The organism is Achromobacter sp. AONIH1, assembly GCF_002902905.1.
GTDB lineage: Bacteria > Pseudomonadota > Gammaproteobacteria > Burkholderiales > Burkholderiaceae_B > Achromobacter.
Genome location: NZ_CP026124.1, coordinates 6,099,906 through 6,121,936, shown reverse-complemented (window position 1 = coordinate 6,121,936; position 22,031 = coordinate 6,099,906). Strand labels below are relative to the sequence as shown.

General features: G+C 69.1%; 17 protein-coding genes and 1 tRNA gene. 12 read left to right on the top strand and 6 right to left on the bottom strand.

All coding sequences use genetic code 11. The features are described from left to right. Nucleotides 1–3: 3 nt before the first annotated feature. The 3 genes from C2U31_RS27900 (at nt 4) to C2U31_RS27890 (ending at nt 2,952) form a co-directional block, all read left to right on the top strand. Complete coding sequence (locus C2U31_RS27900; RefSeq protein ID WP_103275771.1) at nt 4–756, top strand: amino acid ABC transporter ATP-binding protein; 753 nt, start codon at nt 4–6, stop codon at nt 754–756. Nucleotides 757–911: 155 nt separating this feature from the next. After that, nucleotides 912–2,471 (top strand): acetolactate synthase large subunit, encoded by a 1,560-nt coding sequence (locus C2U31_RS27895; RefSeq protein ID WP_103275770.1) that lies wholly within the window; start codon nt 912–914, stop codon nt 2,469–2,471. A gap of 37 nt (nt 2,472–2,508) precedes the next feature. Then, nucleotides 2,509–2,952, top strand: coding sequence for a MaoC family dehydratase (locus C2U31_RS27890; RefSeq protein WP_103275769.1), 444 nt, complete (start codon nt 2,509–2,511; stop codon nt 2,950–2,952). A gap of 18 nt (nt 2,953–2,970) precedes the next feature. Here the strand turns inward: C2U31_RS27890 and C2U31_RS27885 are convergent, their stop codons facing one another. From C2U31_RS27885 to C2U31_RS27875, 3 genes are all read right to left on the bottom strand, one after another. Beyond that, nucleotides 2,971–3,957: a TRAP transporter substrate-binding protein gene (locus C2U31_RS27885; protein WP_103275768.1), complete on the bottom strand. Its 987-nt coding sequence runs from the start codon at nt 3,955–3,957 to the stop codon at nt 2,971–2,973. Between the two features lie 200 nt (nt 3,958–4,157). Next, nucleotides 4,158–5,351, bottom strand: coding sequence for an acyl-CoA dehydrogenase (locus tag C2U31_RS27880; RefSeq protein ID WP_103275767.1), 1,194 nt, complete (start codon nt 5,349–5,351; stop codon nt 4,158–4,160). A 128-nt stretch (nt 5,352–5,479) separates the two neighbouring features. Next, complete coding sequence (locus C2U31_RS27875; protein ID WP_103275766.1) at nt 5,480–7,162, bottom strand: thiamine pyrophosphate-binding protein; 1,683 nt, start codon at nt 7,160–7,162, stop codon at nt 5,480–5,482. A 135-nt stretch (nt 7,163–7,297) separates the two neighbouring features. Between C2U31_RS27875 and C2U31_RS27870 the strand changes: the two genes are divergently transcribed. From C2U31_RS27870 to C2U31_RS27855, 4 genes are all read left to right on the top strand, one after another. Continuing rightward, complete coding sequence (locus C2U31_RS27870) at nt 7,298–8,203, top strand: LysR substrate-binding domain-containing protein (RefSeq protein WP_103275765.1); 906 nt, start codon at nt 7,298–7,300, stop codon at nt 8,201–8,203. A 41-nt stretch (nt 8,204–8,244) separates the two neighbouring features. After that, on the top strand, nt 8,245–9,228 hold the full coding sequence (gene xerD / locus C2U31_RS27865; protein ID WP_103276614.1) for a site-specific tyrosine recombinase XerD: 984 nt from the start codon (nt 8,245–8,247) through the stop codon (nt 9,226–9,228). A gap of 39 nt (nt 9,229–9,267) precedes the next feature. Continuing rightward, nucleotides 9,268–9,756, top strand: coding sequence for a Cys-tRNA(Pro) deacylase (gene ybaK, locus C2U31_RS27860; RefSeq protein ID WP_103275764.1), 489 nt, complete (start codon nt 9,268–9,270; stop codon nt 9,754–9,756). A gap of 122 nt (nt 9,757–9,878) precedes the next feature. Further along, a complete protein-coding gene (locus C2U31_RS27855) occupies nt 9,879–10,457 on the top strand; it encodes a DJ-1/PfpI family protein (protein WP_103275763.1) in 579 nt (192 codons plus the stop codon). A gap of 122 nt (nt 10,458–10,579) precedes the next feature. Here C2U31_RS27855 and adhP read toward each other — a convergent pair whose 3' ends face one another. Then, complete coding sequence (gene adhP / locus C2U31_RS27850) at nt 10,580–11,605, bottom strand: alcohol dehydrogenase AdhP (RefSeq protein WP_103276613.1); 1,026 nt, start codon at nt 11,603–11,605, stop codon at nt 10,580–10,582. 196 nt (nt 11,606–11,801) lie between these two features. Here adhP and C2U31_RS27845 point away from each other — a divergent pair, with 196 nt between their 5' ends. Beyond that, nucleotides 11,802–12,191: a ribbon-helix-helix domain-containing protein gene (locus tag C2U31_RS27845; RefSeq protein ID WP_103275762.1), complete on the top strand. Its 390-nt coding sequence runs from the start codon at nt 11,802–11,804 to the stop codon at nt 12,189–12,191. Between the two features lie 69 nt (nt 12,192–12,260). Here C2U31_RS27845 and pbpG read toward each other — a convergent pair whose 3' ends face one another. After that, complete coding sequence (gene pbpG, locus C2U31_RS27840; RefSeq protein ID WP_103275761.1) at nt 12,261–13,580, bottom strand: D-alanyl-D-alanine endopeptidase; 1,320 nt, start codon at nt 13,578–13,580, stop codon at nt 12,261–12,263. Nucleotides 13,581–13,904: 324 nt separating this feature from the next. Then, a tRNA-Arg gene (locus tag C2U31_RS27835) sits at nt 13,905–13,979 on the bottom strand. A gap of 435 nt (nt 13,980–14,414) precedes the next feature. On the opposite strand from C2U31_RS27835, the gene C2U31_RS27830 reads away from it, so the two are divergent. The 4 genes from C2U31_RS27830 to C2U31_RS27820 all read left to right on the top strand — a co-directional run bounded on the left by C2U31_RS27830 (nt 14,415) and on the right by C2U31_RS27820 (nt 22,019). Next, complete coding sequence (locus tag C2U31_RS27830; RefSeq protein WP_103275760.1) at nt 14,415–15,614, top strand: MFS transporter; 1,200 nt, start codon at nt 14,415–14,417, stop codon at nt 15,612–15,614. Between the two features lie 36 nt (nt 15,615–15,650). After that, nucleotides 15,651–15,812 carry a hypothetical protein gene (locus tag C2U31_RS30870; protein ID WP_199770909.1) on the top strand — a complete coding sequence of 54 codons (162 nt, stop codon included), beginning with the start codon at nt 15,651–15,653 and terminating at the stop codon, nt 15,810–15,812. A gap of 93 nt (nt 15,813–15,905) precedes the next feature. Next, nucleotides 15,906–18,569 carry a PD-(D/E)XK nuclease family protein gene (locus C2U31_RS27825; protein ID WP_103275759.1) on the top strand — a complete coding sequence of 888 codons (2,664 nt, stop codon included), beginning with the start codon at nt 15,906–15,908 and terminating at the stop codon, nt 18,567–18,569. Next, nucleotides 18,570–22,019, top strand: a complete 3,450-nt coding sequence (locus tag C2U31_RS27820; RefSeq protein ID WP_103275758.1) for an exodeoxyribonuclease V subunit beta — start codon at nt 18,570–18,572, stop codon at nt 22,017–22,019. Nucleotides 22,020–22,031: the final 12 nt, after the last annotated feature.

Here is a 22,031-nt window from a genome sequence, read left to right as displayed (position 1 = left end):
GCCATGGACGGATTGAACTGCGCGGCGCCCATCATCACGATGCGGGACGTGTCGAAATGGTATGGCGATTTCCAGGTGCTGGACGGGCTGGACCTGGATGTGCGGGCCGGCGAGAAGCTGATCCTGTGCGGGCCTTCAGGATCCGGAAAGTCCACCACCATCCGGCTGCTGAACCGGCTGGAGGAACATCAGCGGGGCCGCATCGTGATCGACGGCATCGAGTTGGACGGGGAGCTGGGCAACATCGAGCGGATACGCGCCGAGGTGGGCATGGTGTTCCAGCACTTCAATCTGTTCCCGCACCTGACCGTGCTCGAGAACTGCACGCTGGCGCCGATGCTAGTCAAGGGCGTGGCGCAGCGGGACGCCGAGCATCATGCCATGCAGTATCTGGAGCGCGTCCGCATTCCGCAGCATGCCGCCAAGTATCCGGGCCAGCTTTCCGGCGGCCAGAAGCAGCGCGTGGCCATCGCGCGCGCGCTCTGCATGCAGCCGAAGATCATGCTGTTCGACGAGCCGACGTCGGCGCTGGATCCCGAGATGGTCAAGGAAGTGCTGGACACCATGGTGGCGCTGGCGCGCGATGGCATGACCATGATCTGCGTGACACATGAAATGGGCTTCGCGCGCGAGGTCGGCGACCGGGTGGTGTTCATGGACCAGGGCGCGATCGTCGAGATCGACACTCCGGACAACTTCTTCCGCGCGCCGCGCTCCGAGCGGGCGCAGGCGTTCCTGGGCCAGATCCTGGCGTAGCGCGGGCGGAAATTCCGGCAGCCGGAATCGGCGGAATGGTTCCATGGCCAGCCGCGCAGATGGCCCCACCGGGTTTGCGTTACCCTACCTATCATGCCTGTCGGGCCCGCGCGCAGCCGCCGGCCCGCACTCGATATAACAACCAGGGAAACACGATGAACGGCGCTGACAGTCTTTGCGATACCCTTCTTGCCAACGATGTGGACGTCTGCTTTGCCAATCCGGGCACGTCCGAGATGCACTTTGTGGCGGCGTTGGATCGCAAGCCAGACATGCGCTGCGTGCTGGGCCTGTTCGAAGGTGTCGTGACCGGCGCCGCCGACGGTTATGCGCGCATGGCCGACAAGCCCGCCGCCACGCTGCTGCACCTGGGGCCGGGCCTGGGCAATGGCCTGGCCAACCTGCATAACGCCAAGCGCGCGCGCACGCCCATGGTCAATGTCGTGGGCGATCATGCCACCTATCATGTGCAGTACGACGCACCGCTGACCAGTGATGTCGAGGGCGTGGCGCGGCCCATGTCGCATTGGGTGCGGCGCACGCTCACCGCTGGCGCGATCTCGGCCGACGCGGCCGAGGCCGTCGCCATCGCGCGACGCGAGCCTGGCAATATTGCCACGCTGATCCTGCCGGCCGACGCCGCCTGGACGGACCTGCCAGCGGGCGCGTCTGCGCCCGTGATCGCGGCGCGCGACGCCGCGCCGCGCACCTCGGCCGAGGCCGTGCGCGCGGCCGCCGATGCCATCCGCAGCGGCGAGAACACCGTGCTGATGCTGGGCGGCGCCGCGCTGCGCGGCCGCGCGCTGGAAGCGGCGGGCCGGATCGCCCGCGCCACCGGCGTGCGCCTGATCTCCGAGACCTCCAATCGCCGCATCGAGCGCGGCCGTACCCGCACGCCGGTGGACCGGCTGCCCTATCCGATCGATCTGGCCGTGGCCAAGCTCAAGGACGCGCGGCGCCTGGTGCTGGCCGGCGCGCGCGCGCCGGTGGGCTTCTTCGCCTATCCCGGCAAGCCCAGCCTGCTGGCGCCGCCCGACTGCGCACAGGTCGTGCTGGCCACGCAGGAACAGGATCTGGCGCAGGCGCTGGAATGGCTGGCCGATGAGCTGGGCATCGCCGCCGACGCGCCGCGCCTGGCCGCGCCGGTTCCGACCTACGAGGTGCCCGCCAGCGGCAAGCTTACCGGCGCCGCCGTCAATATCCTGGTCGCGCATACCTTGCCCGAGCAGGCCATCGTGTGCGATGAATCCATCACCCAGGGACGTGAATTTCCGCTGTACAGCGTCAGCAGCGCGCCGCACGACTGGCTCATGCTTACCGGCGGCGCCATCGGCATCGGCCTGCCGCTGGCCACCGGCGCGGCGGTCGCGTGCCCGGACCGCAAGGTGGTCACGCTGCAGGCCGACGGCAGCGGCATGTACACGCTGCAGGCGCTGTGGACCCAGGCGCGCGAGAACCTGGATTGCCTGACCATCATCCTGGCCAATCGCTCCTACGCCACGCTGCACGGCGAAATGAAGAATGTGGGCGTTCAGGAGCCCGGCCGCAACGCGCGCCGCATGCTGGACCTGCAGGAACCGAGCCTGGAGTGGGTGTCGCTGGCGCGTGGCATGGGCGTGGACGCGGTCAGCGTGGATACCATCGAGGGTTTTGCCGATGCCCTGCGCGCGGGACTGAAGCGGCGTGGACCGTTCTTGATCGAAGCGCTAATCTGAGGCGCTCGATTCAAATCAAGAAAGGGGAAAGCGCATCATGAAGTTCGCCGAGTTCAAGGACGGCATGCTGATCAAGGCCGGACCCGTCATCGTGACGGAGGCCGAGATCCTGGAGTTCGCCCGCAAGTTCGATCCGCAGTGGTTCCACACGGATCCCAAGCGCGCGGCCGAGGGGCGCTGGGGCGGGCTGATCGCCAGCGGCTGGCATACCTGCGCGCTGGCCATGCGCATGGCGGTGGACGCTGCGCTGCATGATTCAGAGTCCTTCGGCTCGCCCGGCCTGGGCGAGGTGCGCTGGCGCGTGCCGGTGCGCCCCGGCGACCAGCTGAGGCTGGACGCCAGGGTGCAGGGCGTGCGCAAGTCTTCCTCGCGTCCGGACCTGGGCATCATCACCTGGGCCTGGACGGTGCTCAACCAGCACGACGAAGCCGTGCTGGAGCTGGACGCGACCAGCCTGTTCGACCTGTCCGGCAACGCCTGAATCCGGGGCGGGCCGTCGCTAGCGCTTGCCGACCTGCCCGATGATTGCCACGGCGTCAGGGCCGGCGGTCGCCTTCCAGGCGTTCACGGATTCCGCCGCCGCGTCTTTCAACGCCTTGCGCACGGACGCCGGCACCTTGGTATTGATGGTCACGCCGTTCTTGCGCATGTTGGCGTAGTTCTGCCGCAGCCGGCCGTCGATGCGTTTCCATTGCTCGCTTTCCGTCTGCGCGGCGGCCTGGTCGATGGCGCGGCGCGCGCGGGCATCCAGCGACTGGTAGGCCTGCAGGTTCATCGTCGCCACCGAGACCGGCATGGCGTAGTTGATCTCGGCGAAGTGAGGCAGGTGTTCCCACAGCTTGCGGCCGGCGCCGCCGTCGCCCGAGGACAGCACGGCGTTGACCTCGCCCGAGGCGATGCGCGGCATGGCGTCGGCGAAGGAAATGTTCTGCGCTTGCGCGCCGGCCTTGCGCAGCACGTCCTGCGAGGTGGCGTCGTAGGCGCGGATGTTCAATGACTTGAGCGTGGCCAGGCCGTCGATCTTGCGCTTGGACCAGATGCCCGAGGCCGGCCACGGCGTGGTGTAGAGCAACTTCTGGCCATGTTCGGCCAGCAGCTTTTCATAGGCCGGCCGCGCGGTCTTGTTGAGGCTGCGCGCCTTGGCCAGCGAGTCGGCCAGGAAGGGCAGCGAAGACACGCCGAACAGCGGGTACTTTTCCGCCAGCGCGCCGGCGAAGGCATCGCCCGCGTCGACCTTGCGCGTTTGCACGGCGGCGATCATGTCGCCGGACTTGATGCCCTTGGCCGCGTCATAGCTGGCCTCGATGATCACCTCGCCGCCGCTCTTGACCCGCACCAGCTCGGCGAAGGTGGACACGCCTTGTCCGGGCATGGATGTGGCCGGGTATTCGGTGGCCATGGTGAGGGTGGTGGTGGCGTGCGCGCCATGGCCGATGAATGCCATGGCGATGCACGCCATCAGGCGCTGGGATGGGTTGCCTTGCATGCGCGACTCCTGGTCGGTCGAAAAAAGCCGGGGTCGGACACGCAAAAGGGGGGCGCAAACGCCAGGGAAAGTGCCAGGCCAATATGCCTACAGCGTACGGCGCGGGCCAGATTGTCGCCATGCGGGCTTTCGCGGATACGGCGAACGCCAGGCGAAAAAAAACCGGCGCTAGGGCCGGTTTTCTTCGAGGGCAGGGCGGATCAATAGAACGCCTGAATGCCCGTCTGCGCGCGACCCAGGATCAGGGCGTGCACGTCGTGGGTGCCTTCGTAGGTGTTGACCACTTCCAGGTTGACCAGGTGGCGCGCCACGCCGAATTCGTCGGAGATGCCGTTGCCGCCCAGCATGTCGCGCGCCAGGCGGGCGATGTCCAGGGCCTTGCCGCAGGAGTTGCGCTTCATGATGGAAGTGATTTCCACCGCGGCCGAGCCCTCGTCCTTCATGCGGCCCAGGCGCAGGCAGCCTTGCAGCGCCAGCGTGATCTCGGTCTGCATGTCGGCCAGCTTCTTCTGGATCAGCTGGTTGGCGGCCAGCGGGCGGCCGAACTGCTTGCGGTCCAGCGTGTACTGGCGGGCGGTGTGCCAGCAGGCTTCGGCGGCGCCGACAGCGCCCCAGGCGATGCCGTAGCGGGCCGAGTTCAGGCAGGTGAAGGGGCCCTTCAGGCCGGCCACGCCGGGCATCATCTGCTCGGCCGACACTTCCACTTCGTCCATGACGATTTCGCCGGTGATCGAGGCGCGCAGGCCGACCTTGCCGTGGATGGCCGGGGCCGACAGGCCCTTCATGCCCTTGTCGAGGATGAAGCCGCGGATCTTGCCGTCGAAGTCGCCGCCCACGCACTTGGCCCACACCACGAACACGTCGGCGATGGGGGAGTTGGTGATCCACATCTTGTTGCCGGTCAGCTTGTAGCCGTCGGCGGTCTTGACCGCGCGCGTTTCCATGCCGCCGGGGTCGGAACCGTGGTTGGGCTCGGTCAGGCCGAAGCAGCCGATCCATTCGCCGCGGGCCAGCTTGGGCAGGTACTTCTGCTTTTGCGCTTCGCTGCCGAATTCGTTGATGGGCACCATCACCAGCGAGGACTGCACGCTCATCATGGAGCGGTAGCCGGAATCCACGCGCTCGACTTCACGGGCGATCAGGCCGTAGCTGACGTAGTTCAGGCCGGCGCCGCCGTACTCGGCGGGGATGGTCGCGCCCAGCAGGCCCAGTTCGCCCATTTCGGAGAAGATCGCCGGATCGGTCTGCTCGTTGCGGAACGCGTTCAGCACGCGCGGGGCCAGCTTGTCCTGCGCGTAGGCCTGGGCGGCGTCGCGCACCATGCGTTCTTCTTCGGTCAGCTGCTGGTCCAGCAACAGGGGATCTTGCCAGTGAAACGAGGGATTCGAGGACATGCTGGGTCTCCGTGATGGATTTCCGTATTCGGAATCGGAATGCTGAAAAGTTTAAACCTAAAATAATTCGGGCGGCAAGTCGGGTTTGCGCGGCCCCGCGCGGGGCCGCGCCGCAACGCCTGGCGGCGCTAGGACTTGGCCTGCAGGGCGGCGTCGCGGATCCGGGCCAGCGTGGTCGACGGGGAAATGGTCTCCGGATCGATCAGGCAATGCAGGATGGCCGGCTTGCCGCTGGCCAGCGCGCGTTCGAAGGCCGGGCCGAACTGTTCGCTGCTTTCCACCCGCTCGCCATGGCCGCCGAAGGCGCGCGCGTAGTCGGCGAAGTCGGGGTTCTTGAGCGCGGTGGCGGAAACGCGGCCGGGATAGTGTTTTTCCTGGTGCATGCGGATGGTGCCGTACATGCCGTTGTCGACCAGCACCACGATGATGGGCAGGTCGTATTGCACGGCGGTGGCGAATTCCTGGCCGTGCATCAGGAAGCAGCCGTCGCCGGCGAAGCAGACCACGGTCTTGTCGGGATGCACGCGCTTGGCGCCCACCGCCGCGGGCAGGCCATAGCCCATCGAGCCCGAGGTCGGGGCGAGCTGCGTGCCGTACCGGGTATAGCGGTGGAAGCGGTGCAGCCAGGTGGCGTAGTTGCCGGCGCCGTTGGTCATGATGGCGTCGGCCGGCAGCGTTTTTTCCAGGTAGGCCATGACCTCGCCCATCTGCAGCGCGCCGGGCGTGCGGATGGCGGCGGGGTCGCTCCATTTCAGGTACGACTCGCGCATGGCGCGGGTGTCGTCGGCCCAGGCGGGGGCGGCCGGCGCCTTCAGGCCGGCCAGCGCCTCGGCGAAAGCGGCGGGCGAGGTATTGATCGCCAGCGTGGGGCGGTACACGCGCGCCAGCTCGGCGCTGTCGGGATGCACATGGACCAGCTTCTGGCGCGGCACCGGGATGTCCAGCAGGGTGTAGGCCTGGCTGGGGTTTTCGGACATGCGGCCGCCGACCAGCAGGATCAGGTCGGCGTCGGCCACGCGCTTGAGCAGCGCCGGGTTGATGCCCAGGCCCACGTCGCCGATGTAGCAGGGATGGTCGGCCGGGAACAGCATCTGGCGCCGGAACGACACCGAGGTCGGCAGCGCGTGGCGCTCGGCGAACGCGGCGAACTGCTGCACGGCTTGCTCGCTCCAGCGGCTGCCGCCCAGGATGGCGACGGGCCGGGTGGCCTTGGCCAGCAGTTGTTCCAGGTCGGCCAGCTGGCCGACCGAGGGCGCGGCGTCGATGGGCGCGTAGCGCGGCGCGTCGGCCACCGCGGCGGCCTCGACCAGCATGTCCTCGGGCAGCGCGATCACCACGGGGCCGGGGCGGCCCGAGGTGGCGATGTGGAAGGCGCGCGAGACCAGCTCGGGAATGCGTTCGACCTGATCGATCTCGGTGACCCATTTGGCCTGGGTGCCGAAGACGGCGCGGTAATCCATTTCCTGGAAGGCTTCGCGTTCGCGCATGCCGCGCTCGATCTGGCCCACGAACAGGATCAGCGGCGTGGAGTCCTGCTTGGCGATATGCACGCCGGCCAGCGCGTTCGATGCGCCCGGGCCGCGCGTGACCATGCAGATGCCGGGTTCGCCGGTCAGCTTGCCGTGCGCGTCGGCCATCATCGCGGCGCCGCCTTCCTGGCGGCAGACCGTGACCTGGATGTCGGCGTCGTGCAGGCCGTCCAGCACCGCCAGGTAGCTTTCGCCCGGCACGCAGAAAACGTGTTTGACGCCCTGGGCGACCAGCTGGTCTACCAGGATGTGACCGCCGAGACGGGATGCTTGCTGGGCCATAGGGGTATCGTCGCGATGAGCCGAGAATGAGATGACTGAGCATATGTGCCATCAGCGCACAATGCAATTGATAAAATTGCACAATCTATTGATCCCCCGGCACGTCGAGGCCGGCCATTCGGGGTTCCGTCCGCCATGAGAAACGGCATTCCCAATCTGAGCGCGCTGCAGGCTTTCGAGGCCTCGGCACGGCTGGGCAGTTTTTCCCGCGCGGCCGAGGAACTGTCCCTGACCCATAGCGCCGTCTACCGGCAGGTCGCCAGCCTGGAGGCGCGGCTGGGCGTGCAGTTGTTCACCCGGGTGCGACGCCGCATTGCGCTGACCGAACACGGCGCCGAGTACGCTGGGCGGATCCGTCACCATCTGGATCAGATCGAGAAGGACACTTTTGGCCTGGTCAGTCGCACCGGCATGGGCCGCAGCATCCATATCGCGGTCGTGCCCACGCTGGCGACCACCTGGCTGATTCCCCGGCTGCCCGATTTCCAGCGCGCCCACCCGGACATCACCGTGAGCCTGTCGGTGCGCACGCTGCCCTTCCAGTTCAAGGACCAGCCCTTCGACGGCGCGCTGTATCACGGCGATGGCCTGTGGCCGGGCACCCAGGGCGCGCTGCTGTTCCCCGAGCGCGAGTTGGTGCCGGTGTGCGCGCCCGAGCTGGCCGCGCGCATCACCGGCCGAGGCGCCGAGGCGCTGGCCGGCCTGACGCACCTGCACCTGAGCTCGCGGCCGGACGCCTGGCGTCAGTGGTACGCGGCCAATCAGTACCTGTATGGTCCGCAGGCGGCGGGCGGGCCGCGCTACGAACTGTTCACGATGGTGATGGCGGCGGTGCAGGCCGGACTGGGCGTGGGCCTGATGCCGCGTTTCCTGGCGCAGCCCGCGCTGGACCAGGGGGCGCTGGCCTTGCCCGTGCCGCAATCGCTGACCGTCAGCCAGGGCTACTTCTTCGGCTATCCGCAGCGCAGCGAGCGCTCGGAAGCGCTCAAGCTGTTCGAGGCCTGGCTCCAGGCCGCGGCGGCGGGCGTGGGCGCGCGTTGAATGCGTAGAATGTGCGCCAGCCTTCTTCCCATGCCGCCTTCATGACTGAGACCCGCGCGCCGCTCGCTTCCCAGGCCGACATCGACGCTTTCATCGACGCCGTCTGGCTGGAGGACGGCCTGTCCGCCAATACGCTGGCGGCCTATCGGCGCGACCTGACCGGCTTCGCGCGCTGGCTGGAAGACCCGGAAAGCTACGCGCGCGAGATGGCCGACCGCTACGGCGAGGCGGCCGGCGGCCAGGCGCTGCCGGCCGGGCCGGCCAGGACGCTGGCGCAGGCCGGCAAGGCCGACATCGAAGCCTGGTTCGCGTTCCGCCACGAAGAGACCCGCGCGGCCACGGCCAACCGGCGGCTGGCGGCGCTGCGCCGCTTCTACGCCTGGGCCTTGCGCGAGCATCGCGCCGAGCGCGATCCCTGCCTGACGCTGGAGGCGGCCAAGCAGGCGCCGCGCATGCCCAAGATCCTGTCGGAGGCGCAGGTGGATGCCTTGCTGCGCGCCCCCGACCTGGAACAGCCCCGTGGCCTGCGCGACCGGGCCATGCTGGAAACGCTGTATGCCACCGGCCTGCGCGTGTCCGAGCTGGTCGGCGTGCGCGCGCTGGATGTGAGCCTGAACGAGGGCGTGGTCCGCGTGGTGCTGGGCAAGGGCGGCAAGGACCGGCTGGTGCCGCTGGGCGCCGAGGCGGCGCACTGGATCGACCAGTATCTGGCGCGCGCCCGTCCCGAGCTGGCCGCCGGGCGCGTCAGCGACGCGCTCTTCATCACCGGCCGTGGCGAGGCCATGACGCGCCAGGCGTTCTGGCAGCTCGTCAAGAAATACGCGGTGCTGGCCGACGTGCGCGCGCCGCTGTCGCCGCACGTGCTGCGGCACGCCTTCGCCACGCATCTGCTGAACCACGGCGCCGATCTGCGCGTGGTGCAGATGTTGCTGGGCCATGCCGATATCTCCACCACGCAGATCTACACCCACGTCGCGCGCGAGCGCCTGAAGGCGCTGCACGCGGCCCACCACCCCCGAGGCTGAGCGACGACCCGCCGCCTATTTTCCTTCCCGTCCCGATCCATGAGCAAAGCCCGCCACGTTTCCGAAACGCCCGCCACGCAGTTCCTCAAGCAGAACAAGGTGGCCTACACGGAGCACACCTACGACTACGTGGACCATGGCGGCGCGGGCGAGGCCGCGCGCCAGTTGGGGCTGGACCCGCACGCGGTGGTCAAGACGCTGGTGATGGAGGACGAGGCCGCGCGTCCGCTGATCGTGGTCATGCACGGCGATCGCGAAGTCTCCACCAAGAATCTGGCGCGCCAGGCCGGGCTGAAAAAGGTCGCGCCCTGCCATCCCGACGTGGCGCAGCGGCATTCCGGCTATCAGGTCGGCGGCACGTCGCCGTTCGGCACGCGCAAGCGCATGCCGGTCTGGGTCGAGGCCGAGGTGCTGGATTACCCGGTGGTCTATATCAACGGCGGCCGTCGCGGTTATCTGGTCGGCATCGATCCCAAGGTGCTGGTCAGCCTGCTGGACGCCAAGCCCGTGACCGTCGCGCTGGAATAGGGGGCGTTCGACGCGTGGTAGCGGGATACCACCCGCGCCGGCGCGAGCAAGGCCACAATGGGCCGCAGGCAGAAGAACCGGCGTTGAAGCCGGCGCCCAGCCCCCATCCCCAGGAGACGAGAATGAGCAAGACTTTGCTGATGCTGGTCGGCGACTACGCCGAAGACTACGAAACCATGGTGCCGTTCCAGACGCTGCAGGCGGTCGGCTACGCGGTGCATGCCGTGTGTCCGGGCAAGAAGGCCGGCGAATCCGTGGCCACCGCGATCCATGATTTCGAAGGCGCGCAGACCTACAGCGAGAAGCGCGGCCACAATTTCGCGCTGAACTACGACTTCGACCGCGTCGAGCCGTCCTCCTACGCAGGGCTGGTGATTCCCGGCGGCCGCGCGCCGGAATACCTGCGCCTGAACGACAAGGTACTGGATATCGTGCGGGCCTTCGACCAGGCGAAAAAGCCGATCGCGGCCGTGTGCCACGGCGCGCAGCTGCTTGCGGCCGCCGGCATCCTGAAGGGACGCACCTGCTCGGCCTATCCGGCCTGCGCGCCCGAGGTGCGGCTGGCGGGCGGCACCTATGCCGAGATCGCCATCGATCAGGCCCATACCGACGGCAATCTGGTGACCGCGCCGGCCTGGCCCGCGCATCCGGCCTGGCTGGCCCAGTTCCTGGCCGTGCTTGGCACGAAGATCACGCATTGAGCTGAACGCGCCGCGGGCCATGTGCGGCGCGCCTGTGCGACGGATCCGGGATGACGCTTCGCGTCATCCCGGATCCGCTTTTTTTGGCGAACCCCGCGCGTGTCGCGCCGGGAAGGCCGTGCTCAGGCGAAGTCCAGCACCACGCGGCCCTCGATCTGGCCGCTGCGCATGCGGTCGAACACGTGGTTGATGTTCTCCAGCCGTTCGGTCGCGACTGTGGCGCGCACCTTGCCCTCGGCGGCGAATTGCAGCGATTCCTGCAGGTCCAGCCGCGAGCCGACGATGGATCCGCGCACGGTCACGCCATTGAGCACCATGTCGAAGATCGACAGCGGGAAATCGCCGGGCGGCAGGCCGTTGAGCGCGACAGTGCCGCCGCGCCGCACCATGCCCAGCGCCTGCTCGAAGGCCTTGGGCGAGACGGCGGTGATCAGCGCGCCGTGGGCGCCGCCGATCTCGCGCTTGAGGTAGGCGGCCGGGTCCGTGGTCCGCGCGTTGACGGCCACCTGGGCGCCCAGCTTGCGGGCCAGCTCCAGCTTGGCGTCGTCGATGTCGACGGCCGCCACGTTCAGGCCCATGGCGCGGGCATACTGCACCGCCATGTGGCCCAGCCCGCCGATGCCCGAGATCACCACCCAGTTGCCCGGGCGCGTGTCTGTCATCTTCAGGCCCTTGTACACGGTGACGCCGGCGCACAGCACGGGCGCGATGTCCACGAAGCCGATGTTGGCGGGCAGCAGCCCCACGTAGTCGGCCGCGGCCAGCGCATATTCGGCGAAGCCGCCGTTGACCGAATAGCCGGCGTTCTGCTGCTGTTCGCACAGCGTTTCCCAGCCGCCCAGGCAATGCTCGCAATGGCCGCAGGCGGAGTACAGCCAAGGGATGCCGACGCGGTCGCCTTCCTTGACGTGGGTGACGCCGGCGCCTACGGCCACCACATGGCCCACGCCTTCATGGCCGGGAATGAACGGAGGGTTGGGCTTGACCGGCCAGTCGCCTTCCACGGCGTGCAGGTCGGTATGGCAGACGCCGCAGGCCTCGATCTTCACCAGCAGCTCGCCCGCGCCGGGTCGGGGCACCGCGACTTCCTCGATGGCCAGCGGCTTGCCGAACGCCCTGGCCACGGCGGCTTTCATGGTCTTGTCCATAGGATCCTCCGTTGTGTGGTCGATATTTCTATCGTCGGCCGTCTGGCCACGGACGGCCATGACATGGATCAAGATGCCGGCGTCGGGGACGGGGCCCGGCAGCGCCTTGCCGCTGCCGTGTCTATCGTCGTACATTGGACGGCGGGCGTCCCCGCCTGAATGGCACGCCGTTCCGTCCCTCGCATCCGGAGCTCCCATGTGTGAAATCTTCATCCGCGCCAGCGAGCAGTCCTATGCGCCGGAAACCCGTTCGCTGCGCCTGCACGGCGTGGCCACCAGCCTGCGGCTGGAGCAGCTGTTCTGGCAGGTGCTGGAGGAAATCGCCGGCCGCGACGGCATGCGGGTCACGCAGCTCATCGAACGCCTCTACGACGAGTTGATCGAATACCGCGGCCAGGCGGCCAATTTCACGTCCTTCCTGCGCGTGTGCTGCCTGCGCTACCAGCTGTTGCAGGCCGAGGGTCGCATTCCGCTGGACGCGGCGGTGCCGATCCGCTCGCTCAACGCCAAGGCCGTGCTGGAGGGCCTGCCCGCCACGCTCTATGACGCGCAGCCGCTGCCCTCCCGGCGACGCGCGGCCGCCTGATCCTGATGCAAAGGAAAAGGGCCCGATCATCTGATCGGGCCCTTTCGGTGTCTGGCGATTGCGCCGGTCTCAGCCGCCGGGCTGGGCCTGCGCCAGCGCGACTTCGCTCTGCACGATGCGGCGGATGCGTACCGCGTCGCCAATGCGCGAGAGCTTGCCCTGCGAGTCCAGCAGCACGATGGCCAGGTCGCGGCCGTTGATGCGGGCCAGCATGACCAGGCACTCGCCGGCCTCGTTGATGAAACCGGTCTTGGAGACCTTGATATCCCAGTCGGGCTTGCGCACCAGCAGGTTGGTGTTGCGGAAGGTCTGCGTGCGGTTGTTGATCTCGACGTCGTACTCGGTGTCGGTGGAGTAGCGGTGGATCAGCGGTCGCTGCGATGCGGCGCGCAGCAGGCGGGCCAGGTCGTGCGGCGAGGATACGTTGTCGCTGGACAGGCCGGTGGGCTCGATGAAGCGCGTGCTGGTCATGCCCAGCGCCTGCGCCTTGGCGTTCATGGCGGCCACGAAAGCCGGCAGGCCGCCCGGGTAGTTGCGGCCCAGCGCGTTGGCGGCGCGGTTCTCGGAAGACATTAGCGCCAGGTGCAGCATGTCGCCGCGGCTCAGCCGGGTGCCCACGCGCAGGCGCGAGGTCGTGTGCTTGAGGCCGTCGATGTCGTCATCGGTGATTTCCAGCATTTCGTTCATGGGCTGGTTGGCATCCACCACCACCACGGCCGTCATCAGCTTGGAGATCGAGGCGATCGGGCGCACCACATTCTCGTTCTTGGCGAACAGCACGGTGGAGGTTTCCAGGTCCTGCACGTAGGCGGTGCTGGAGCGCAGTGCGGCGGCTTCGGCGCGCACCGACGATGCCGGCGGCGGCATGGCGGCCGAGGATGCCGCGGCGACCGCCGCCCGGCCACGGCCGGGTTTGTTGGGCTTGTCGTTCTTGCCACCCTTGCCGCCCTTGCCGGCGGCGTTGGCCTTGGGCGTGCCTTTCTGCGCCACGGCGGCGGGTTTGCCGCCCTTGGGCGCGGCGGCCTTCTTGCCGGCCGGCTGCTTGGGCGCGGCGGCATGCTTGGGGGCGGGCGCCTTGCCCGCGGCCTGCTTGGAGGCGGGGCCCTTGCCAGCGGCTTGCTTGGGGGACGAGGCCTTGCCGGCGGCCTGTTTCGGCGATGCGCCCTTGCCGGCGGCGGGTTTGCCAGCGGCGGCTTTGCCAGCGCCGGACTTGGCGGACGGGGCGGGGGCTTTCTTGGCTTGTTGCGCCTTGCAGGCCGCCGATTTGGCGTTGGTCTTGCAAGGATCGGAATTTTTCGCGGCTTGCGCGGCGGGGGGCAGGAGCGCGCACATCGCCAGCGCCATGGGCGCTATCGCGTTCGCAATTGCACGTGTCCAGGTAAATGCCATGGTTTCAGCAGGCTTGTCAGTCTGTATAGAGATGTTTCGTACGCCGTTCGTCGGGCACTTCAAAAAAAGTCCAGATGAATTAGAGGCTTACGCGTCGAATTTAAACAGTAATTTCAAGTAGTAGGCAAGACGAATTACCATCATCGCCGAAAAAAATTATGGGGACGTATTGACGTCGGAAAGATTCGTCACAATTGGCGTCCCGAGACGCTACCGTCGCGCGGCGCGTGAGCGTAGCCCGGAATAACCCTCATCCTGCTGAACGCGGGCAATTTTCACGCGTGGCGGGAGGGCGCGGGGGAGGGGAACTGAAGGGGGATGAAGTGGCCTCGCCGGGTGGAATCGAACCACCAATTGACCCTTAGGAGGGGCCGGTTATATCCATTTAACTACGGCGAGACGGATGCTGGCGTGAGAGGCGCCAGTCCTGGCCTGGCGCCATGCGCCCGAGCCTCGATGCTGCGTTGAAACGTCCGGGAAAAGTGTAGCGCACCCGTATGGTCCGCCGTGTGTCGCCTGGGGCGCGCAAGCGCGTCACCGGCAACCCGGTCGTTTCAAGCCGGACGCAAGTCTATCAGCAGGACGGCCAAGCCCCAAATCGGAGCCGGATCTTGACGGCTCCGGCCCAAGCCGGCGCGGCGGAAAGCCACGGACGCGCCGCGCCGATCCGGCCAAGGACGATGCGGCGACAAGGATATTGCCGGGGCGGCGCCCGCAGTTGTTTATCATGTTCATGTTTGCGCCCGGCCGGTCTGGCCCCAGGCGCCGCGCCGTCCCATGGAGGGGAGCGGCGTTTCGACAATCAATAACGATTCAATAAGAGACACGGCTTTCATGTCCAGCCAAACTGACAAGATTTCCATGCGCACCCTGATCCTGGGCACGCTGGTGGTGCTGCTCGCCATGGGCGTGCGGGCCACGTTCGGGCTGTTCATGCAGCCCATGGGGCTGGCCCATGGCTGGGGACGCGACGTGTTCTCGATGGCCTTCGCGCTGCAGAACCTGGTCTGGGGCGGCGCCTGTATCTTCATGGGCATCCTGGCCGACCGCTACGGCTCGGGCCGCACCATCGCGCTGGGCGCGGTGCTGTACATGCTGGGCATGATCGGCACGCGCTTCGCCACCGACGAGACCACGCTGTACCTGACGGCGGGCGTGCTGGTGGGGCTGGGCCAGGCCGGCACGACCTTTCCGGTGATCCTGCCCGTGGTGGCGCGGTCGGTCCCGCCCGCTTACCGCAGCACGGCGATGGGCATCGCCAGCGCCGGCGGCTCGATGGGGCAGTTCGCGGTGGTGCCGACCGGGCAGGTGCTGATCAACGGCCTGGACTGGCCGGGCGCGCTGTGGGTGCTGTCCCTGTTCGTGGCCTGCGCCGCGCCGCTGGCCTATTACCTGCGCGGTCGTCCGCAGGTCCATGCGGGTCCGCATCAGTCGCTGGCTGCGGCGGTGCGTCAGGCCGTGCGGCATCCGTCGTTCCATTTCCTGTTCTGGAGCTACTTCGTCTGCGGCTTCCATACCGCCTTCATCACGCTGCACCTGCCGGCCTATGTCACCGACGGCGGCCTGACGGCGGCGCAGGGGGCCACCGCGATTGCGCTGATCGGCCTGTTCAACGTGCTGGGTTCGTTCTATGCCGGCAAGCTGGGCGGCAAGTACAGCAAGAAGCGCTTGCTCGCCGTGGTCTACGGCATGCGCGCCTTCGGTATCCTGCTGCTGCTCTGGCTGCCGCTGTCGTCGTGGGTGCTGTACGTCTTCGCCGCCTGGATGGGACTGTTCTGGCTGGGCACGGTGCCGTTGACGCAGGGGTTGATCGGGCAGATCTACGGCCTGCGCTATGCGGCCACCCTGTCGGGCATCGTGTTCCTGGGTCATCAGCTGGGCAGCTTCGTTGGGGTCTGGCTGGGCGGCTACGCCTATGCCAAGACCGGCAACTACGATATGGTCTGGTGGCTGGGCGTGGTGCTGGCCGTGCTGGCCGCGCTGCTGTGCCTGCCAGTGCGCGAGCAGCCGGTGGCGCAGCCCGCCGCCGCCTGACGCGCATCCCCGTCCCGGCCGATCATGGAATCCGATATGAGCCCGCATCCGCCTGAAAGCAAGCTCCCGATCCGCCGAGGCTGGCGGATCGCGGGCGGCCTGGCGCTGGTCCTGGCGCTGGGCCTGGCGTTCTGGGGGTACACCACGCCCGACATGCAGATCCATTGGGAAAACCTGGCCGCGCTCTGCGGTTTTTGACTCGCCCGGACGCAAACAGGCCGCGGCGCTCGCGGTATCCTACGGCCTGGCCTTCTTTCGCCGCCGCGCGCGCCATGCTCGCGGCGGGTGCCCATGCAGGACGCACCGCTTTCCTATCCTGAACTGTCATTGCCGGATATCGGCGGCCTGCCAGCGGCCGGCACGTTGGTGCTGACCGTGAACAACCGCCTCGCCCGCCGCCTGACGCTGGAGCTGGCGGGCCTGTTGCGCGCCGAGCGGCAGGTCAGCGAGCTGCCGCGCATCGTGCCCCTGTCCGCCTGGCTGGCTGAGTCGGCTAATGAGCTGGCGTTCGACGCCGGCGGCGACATGCCCGCATATCGGCTGGACAGCTTCGCCACGCAGATGGTGTGGACCGAGGCGATCCGCGCCGAGGAGGCCGAGCGCGTGCTGCTGGACGCGCGCCAGGCGGCGCGGCTGGCCATGGACGCCGACCTGCTCATGGACGAGTGGGAGCTGCGCGTGCCATCGGGCGCGGACACCGATGAATACAAGGGCTTTGCCCGCTGGCGCCTGCGCTACCGCGAGGCCCTGGCCGAGCTGGACGCCGAGGATGCGAACCAGGGTTATGCGCGCGTGCTGGACGCGCTGGGCCAGGGCCGGCTGGCAACGCCGCAGCGGCTGGTGCTGGCCGGCTTCACCGAGGTCTCGCCGCGCTTCGCGCGCCTGCTGGACGCGTTCGCGGCCCAGGGCTCGGACATCGGCCAGTGGCGCGACGCGCAGCGCGCGCCCGCGCAACCGCGTCGCTTCGAGGCCCCGGATCAGGGCAGCGAGTGGCGCGCCGCCGCGAGTTGGGCCGCGACGCAATTGCAGGTCCATCCGACAGGTCGCTACGCCATCGTCTCGCCGCAACTGGAAGCCGAATCCGTGTTCGCCCGGCGCGTGCTGGGCCAGGCGCTGGCCGGCCGCGACGGCGCGCCCGCGCTGGCGTTCAACGTGGCCGTGGGCCGGCCACTGGATGAATGGCCGATGGCGCGCGCGGCGCTGGCCTGGCTGCGCGCGCTGGCCGAATGCGCGGACGGCAAGGGCTGCGGCGTGCAGACGCTGGGCGCCGCGCTGCTGGCCGGCCATTGCGCCGGCGATGTGCGCGAGCGCTCGCGCCTGTCCGCCATCGACGCGCGCTGGCGGCGCGATGCCCGCCAGCGCGTCAGCGCGCAGGAATGGCGCAGGCAGCTCTCGATGACGCCGGTATTGGCGCAGGCCTGGAACCAGGCCATGGACATCTGGACGCAAGGCGGCCGCAAGGCCAGTTGCGACGTATGGATGCCGCGCATGAAGGCGGCCCTGACGGCGCTGGGCTTTCCGGGCGAAGCCGCGCTGGACAGCGTGGCCTATCAGGTGATGGGCGCGCTGGGCGAGGCGCTGGGCAGTTTCTCGGCGCTGGCGCCGGCGGCCGGCAAGCTGGGCGGGCAGGCCGCCGTGCGCCTGTTGGAAAGCGTGGCCAGGACGGCCACCTTCCAGCCGCAGCGCGACCCGTCGGCGCGGTTGGACGTGCTGGGCCTGTTGGAGGCCGAGGGCGGTTATTGGGATGGGGTCTGGGTGCTGGGCCTGACCGACGACGTGCTGCCGGCCTCGCCCAAGCCCAATCCGCTGCTGCCGCTGGCGGTGCTGCGCCAGGCGCGCGCGCCGCGCGCCACGCCCGAACGCGAACGCGAATGGGCCGAAGGCATGTATGCGGCGCTGTGCCGCTGCGCGCCCGAGATCATTGTCAGCCATGCGCACATGGACGGCGAGCGAGAACTGCGCCCGTCGCCGCTGATCGCGGGCGCCGCGCCGCTGGACTGGACGCCCGCCCGGCCGGCGGCGGCCGAGCCCCTGCCGCAGGAGTCGCTGGACGACCGGCAAGGCCCGCCGCTGGCGCCGGGCGGCCGTGGCGGCGGCGGTCTGGACGTGCTCGACACGCAGGCGCGCAACCCCCTGTGGGCCTTCGTGCGCCACCGCCTCGGCGGCCGCGCGATGGCGGCCTATGCCGACGTGGCCGCCATCAGCGTGCGCGGACAGTTCCTGCATCGCGCGCTGGAACTGGCCTGGGGCATGCTGCCTGACCAGGACGCGCTGCACGCGGCCATGGCCGAGGCGCGGGTGGAGCCCCTGCTGGAGCAGGCCGTGGCGCAGGCCGCCGACGAGACCCTGACCAATTACGCCCCCGCGCTCAAGACGCTGGAATGCGAGCGCGCGCGGCGCGTGCTCGCCAACTGGCTGGACCTGGAGGCGCGGCGCCTGCCGTTCTCCGTCGCGCAGGTCGAGAAGGACCAGCAATGGCAGCGCGGCGCGCTGATGCTCAAGCTGCGGCTGGACCGCATCGACGCGCTGGACGACGGCCGCAAGGTCATCGTCGACTACAAGACCGGCGCGTCCGCCGCCAAGCCCGAACCCGACTGGTCGCGCCGCCGGCCCGTGAACGTGCAACTGCCGTTCTATGCCTCCGTGCTGGCTGACGCCTCTGGCGCCGAGGTGGCCGGGCTGGTGCTGGCGCAGATCCATGCGCGGCAGGTGGCGGCGCAGGGCCTGGCCGATGTCGACCTGGGCATGGCGGGCGTCACGCTGGCCGAGGACAGCAAGTATTTCGACGGCCTGTCCTGGCCCGAGATCCGCCAGCGCTGGCGCGAGGCGATCGAGGCGCTGGCCGACGAATACGCCGCGGGCGTGGCCCCCAACGTGGCCTATCGTCGCGACGACCTGAAATACTGCGACGCCTTGCCGTTCCTGCGGCTGCACCTGGACGACGAGGACGCCTAGATGGCGGAACAAGAACGCCTGCCCCACGACCACGCCGCGCGCGCCGAGGCGCTGGACCCGTTGCGCTCGTTCCTGGTGCAGGCGCCGGCGGGATCCGGCAAGACCGAGCTGTTGACCGATCGCATCCTGGCGCTGCTGGCCACGGTGAACCGGCCCGAGGAAATCGTGGCCATTACCTTCACGCGCAAGGCCGCCTCGGAAATGCACGCGCGCGTGCTGAGCAAGCTGCGGCGCGGCCTGGAGCCCATGCCCGAGCCCATGCACGAGCGCCGCAGCTGGGAACTGGCGCGCGACGCGCTGGCGCGCAACGACGAGCTGGGCTGGCATCTGCTGGAGCACCCGGCGCGGCTGGCCATCCGCACCATCGACTCGTTCTGCGCCGGCCTGGTGCGCAGCATGCCCTGGCTGTCCGAGCTGGGCGGCATGCCGGAGATCACCGACGACGCGCGCGCGCACTACGAGGCCGCGGCCCGCGCCACGCTGGATCTGGCCGACGATTTCGAGGAAGTCCGCATCCTGCTGGAACACCTGGATGTGGACGTGCAGGCCGCCAAGGACGCCATCGCCGACATGCTCGGCCAGCGCGACCAGTGGCTGCCGCTGCTGGCCCACGGTTCGGACCGCGAGAGCATGGAGGAATGGCTGGCCGATGCCATCGGCGAGGACTTGCTGGCGCTGTCCGACGCCATGCCGTTGGGCTGGGCCGAGGCGCTGAGCGGCCCGGCGCGGCTGGCCGCGACGCAGCTGCAGGAGGGCGGGGAAGACAACAAGCTCGCGGCGCTGCTCGATTGGACCGACGAGCTGCCGCCCGACGCCTTTGCGCTGGACGCGTGGCGCGCGCTGGCCCATCTGCTGCTGACCGGCACCGGCTCGTTGCGCAAGACGGTCAACAAGAACCTGGGCTTTCCAGCCAAGTGCGCGCACAAGGAACCCTTCGTCGCCTGGCTCGAAGGCGCCGATGCCGACGCGCCATGGGTGCGCCGGCTGGATGCCGCGCGCGACATTCCCGATCCCGCCTTCACCGACGCGCAGTGGCGGGTGCTGGGCGCGCAGCTCATGACCTTGAAGCTGGCGGTGGCGCAGCTGCGGCTGCGCTTCTCCGACACAGGCGAAATCGACTTCATCGAGATCGCCCAGCGCGCGGCGTCGGCGCTGGGCCATGCCGACGATCCCGGCGAACTGCTGCTGAAGCTGGATGCCTCGATCCGCCATCTGCTGATCGACGAGTTCCAGGACACCAGCCAGACGCAGCTGGACCTGTTGAACACGCTGACCTCGGGCTGGCAGGAAGGGGACGGCCGCAGCCTGTTCCTGGTCGGCGACCCGATGCAGTCGATCTACCGCTTCCGTAAGGCCGAGGTGCGCCTGTTCCTGCAGGTTAAGGAAGAGGGCGTGGGCTTGCTGCAACCGGAATTTCTGAACCTCACCGACAACTTCCGTTCGCAGGCCGGCGTGGTGAACTGGGTGAATCGTTCCTTCGTCGGCCTGATGCCCCGCAGCAACGATCCGATCGCGGGCGCCATCGCCTACAGCGCGTCGACGGCCTTTCATGATGCGCTGCCCGGCACGGCCGTCGAGTTCCATCCCGCCTGGTCGCGGGGCGACGCCGAGGCCGCCGAGCAGCAGGCCGAGGACATCGCGGTGACGCTGGTGCGGCAGGCGCTCAAGGAACACAAGGGCAGCAAGCATCCAGTGGCGGTGCTGGTGCGCGCGCGCAGCCATCTGGGCAACCTGACGCGCCGGTTGACGCAGGAGGGCATCAGCTGCCGCGCGGTGGACCTGGTGCCGCTGGCCCTGCGGCCGGTGGTGGCGGATCTGGTGCAACTGCTGCGGGCGCTGTCGCATCCGGCCGACCGGCTGGCCTGGCTGTCGGTGTTGCGCGCGCCGTTCTGCGGCCTGACCCTGACCTCGCTGCAACGCCTGTTCGGCGAGGATCACGTCACGCCCGTGCCCGTGCTGCTGGAGCGCGCGCTGCGCGAACCGGATCCGGAGTCAGCCGCCTCGCAGACGCCCGTACAGGGCTCGCTGTTCGACGCGCCGCCCGCTGTGCGGGAGGACGAGGGCCGGGCCGGACCACGCGCGCGCGACGTGCTGGGCGCGGACGAGTACGAACGCCTGCGCCAGGCCGCCGCCGTCCTGCTGGACGCGCGCAACGATTCCGGCGCCATGCCCTTCGCGGCCTGGGTCGAGGCCTGTTGGCGACGCCTCGGCGGTCCGGCGCTGTACACGGGGCTGTCCGTCGCCAATGACGCGGAAAGCCTGTTCCAGCTGGTCGAGCGCCTGGCGCCGCACGGCGCGATCGACATGGCCGCGCTGGAAGCCGGCATCGCGCGGCTGTTCGCCGCGCCTGACGCGGCTGGCGAGGACGGCGCGGTCGAGATCATGACCATGCACAAGTCCAAGGGCCTGCAATTCGAGACGGTCATCCTTTATGGTCTGCACCGCGCGCCGCGCGGTGATCAGGCGCCGCTGGTGCGCTTCGAGCAGAACGCCGACCGGGTGCTGTTCGGCCCGGTCAAGCCGCGCGCCGAGACCGAGGCCGATCCCGTGTCCCGCTACCTGGGCGCGCGCGAGGCGCGCCGCGCGTCCTATGAGGTGGACCGGCTGCTGTACGTGGCCGCCACGCGCGCGCGCAAGCGCCTGCATCTGGTCGGCCATGTGTCGGTGGACGACGCCGGACAGGCCAAGGCCCCGCCAGCGGCCAGCCTGCTTGGCCGCCTGTGGCCCTGGCTGACGCCGCCCGAGCCGCCGGCGCGCGAGGGCGAGGCCGCGCGCCAAGCCGACGACGGCCCGGAATGGCAGGGCGATCCCCTGCGTCGCATCTCCGCCGCCGGACTGGCGCAGCTGGCCGGCCGCGCCGAGCCCAGTTTCAGCCCGGGCTTCTCGGCCGGCGCGCGCGACGGCTGGGGCGACGCGGCCGAGCATCCCGCCTGGCAGCTGGAGGCCGGCTATGACGCCGCCATCGGCACGCTGGCGCACGCCTGGCTCGAACGCATCGGCCGCGACGGCATCGCCGCCTGGCCGGCCACGGCGCTGGCCAGCCGCCTGTCCGCCATGCGGCGCCAGCTGACCCGCGCCGGCATCCCCGCCAGTCAGGCCGACGCGGCCGCCGAAGCCGTGCTGGAAACGCTGCAGGCCACCTTGTCCGACCCGCGCGGCCAATGGCTGCTGTCCCAATCCGGTGCGCGCCGAGAATGGCCGCTGATCGACGCCGCCGGCAAGGTCTCCGTCATCGACCTGGCGCTCAGCACCGAGGACGGCTGGCTCATCGTCGACTACAAGACCGGCCGTTCCCAGCCCGGCGAATCCGCCGAGGCCTTTGCCGCGCGCATGCGCCAACGCCACGGCGAGCAGCTGCGCCGCTACTGTGCCCAGGTCACCGCCCTGGACGGCCGCCCGACCCGTGCCGCGCTGTACTTCCCCCGGGCGCGCGCGTGGATAGACCTTTGACCCAGGAGCCCC

What these genes read in the sequence shown, in the direction of transcription:
- C2U31_RS27900 (WP_103275771.1), top strand. Translation starts at nt 4, where the DNA reads ATGGACGGATTGAACTGCGCGGCGCCCATCATCACGATGCGGGACGTG.
- C2U31_RS27895 (WP_103275770.1), top strand. Translation starts at nt 912, where the DNA reads ATGAACGGCGCTGACAGTCTTTGCGATACCCTTCTTGCCAACGATGTG.
- C2U31_RS27890 (WP_103275769.1), top strand. Translation starts at nt 2,509, where the DNA reads ATGAAGTTCGCCGAGTTCAAGGACGGCATGCTGATCAAGGCCGGACCC.
- C2U31_RS27885 (WP_103275768.1), bottom strand. Translation starts at nt 3,957, where the DNA reads ATGCAAGGCAACCCATCCCAGCGCCTGATGGCGTGCATCGCCATGGCA.
- C2U31_RS27880 (WP_103275767.1), bottom strand. Translation starts at nt 5,351, where the DNA reads ATGTCCTCGAATCCCTCGTTTCACTGGCAAGATCCCCTGTTGCTGGAC.
- C2U31_RS27875 (WP_103275766.1), bottom strand. Translation starts at nt 7,162, where the DNA reads ATGGCCCAGCAAGCATCCCGTCTCGGCGGTCACATCCTGGTAGACCAG.
- C2U31_RS27870 (WP_103275765.1), top strand. Translation starts at nt 7,298, where the DNA reads ATGAGAAACGGCATTCCCAATCTGAGCGCGCTGCAGGCTTTCGAGGCC.
- xerD (WP_103276614.1), top strand. Translation starts at nt 8,245, where the DNA reads ATGACTGAGACCCGCGCGCCGCTCGCTTCCCAGGCCGACATCGACGCT.
- ybaK (WP_103275764.1), top strand. Translation starts at nt 9,268, where the DNA reads ATGAGCAAAGCCCGCCACGTTTCCGAAACGCCCGCCACGCAGTTCCTC.
- C2U31_RS27855 (WP_103275763.1), top strand. Translation starts at nt 9,879, where the DNA reads ATGAGCAAGACTTTGCTGATGCTGGTCGGCGACTACGCCGAAGACTAC.
- adhP (WP_103276613.1), bottom strand. Translation starts at nt 11,605, where the DNA reads ATGGACAAGACCATGAAAGCCGCCGTGGCCAGGGCGTTCGGCAAGCCG.
- C2U31_RS27845 (WP_103275762.1), top strand. Translation starts at nt 11,802, where the DNA reads ATGTGTGAAATCTTCATCCGCGCCAGCGAGCAGTCCTATGCGCCGGAA.
- pbpG (WP_103275761.1), bottom strand. Translation starts at nt 13,580, where the DNA reads ATGGCATTTACCTGGACACGTGCAATTGCGAACGCGATAGCGCCCATG.
- C2U31_RS27830 (WP_103275760.1), top strand. Translation starts at nt 14,415, where the DNA reads ATGTCCAGCCAAACTGACAAGATTTCCATGCGCACCCTGATCCTGGGC.
- C2U31_RS30870 (WP_199770909.1), top strand. Translation starts at nt 15,651, where the DNA reads ATGAGCCCGCATCCGCCTGAAAGCAAGCTCCCGATCCGCCGAGGCTGG.
- C2U31_RS27825 (WP_103275759.1), top strand. Translation starts at nt 15,906, where the DNA reads ATGCAGGACGCACCGCTTTCCTATCCTGAACTGTCATTGCCGGATATC.
- C2U31_RS27820 (WP_103275758.1), top strand. Translation starts at nt 18,570, where the DNA reads ATGGCGGAACAAGAACGCCTGCCCCACGACCACGCCGCGCGCGCCGAG.